This window comes from Gordonia sp. DT219, from assembly GCF_049847065.1.
Taxonomy (GTDB): domain Bacteria; phylum Actinomycetota; class Actinomycetes; order Mycobacteriales; family Mycobacteriaceae; genus Gordonia.
The window spans coordinates 1-306 of record NZ_JBNCNR010000103.1 but is presented as its reverse complement, the minus strand read 5'-3'; the positions used below and the strand labels follow the sequence as shown (position 1 = coordinate 306).

Genomic DNA, 306 nt, shown 5'->3' with positions numbered 1-306 from the left:
TCCGCACCAAAGCCTCAGCCCGACGGTTCGCTCGACCCGCGGAAAGCTGAACGCAGACGTGCCGATGCTCTCGAAACGATCCTCGACCTCGCCGCCCGCGGCCTCGCCGACACCACCATGTCGGCCAAACCCGCCGGCGCAACCCTGATGCTGCTACCCGCCGACACCCCCGACCTCACCGAACTCGAATTCATGGGATCGATCACCGTCGACACCGCCAAAACATTGAGTTGCGACACCTCGATCACCATGATCGTCCGCGACCACAACGGAGTCCCCTTGAACGTCGGACGGGAGAAACGCCTG

The 306-nt window shown here is 63.7% G+C and carries 1 pseudogene; it reads left to right on the top strand.

Going from position 1 to position 306, the window contains the following annotated elements:
• Positions 1-306: pseudogene (locus tag ACPXB3_RS22610) on the top strand (HNH endonuclease); the annotation flags it as partial.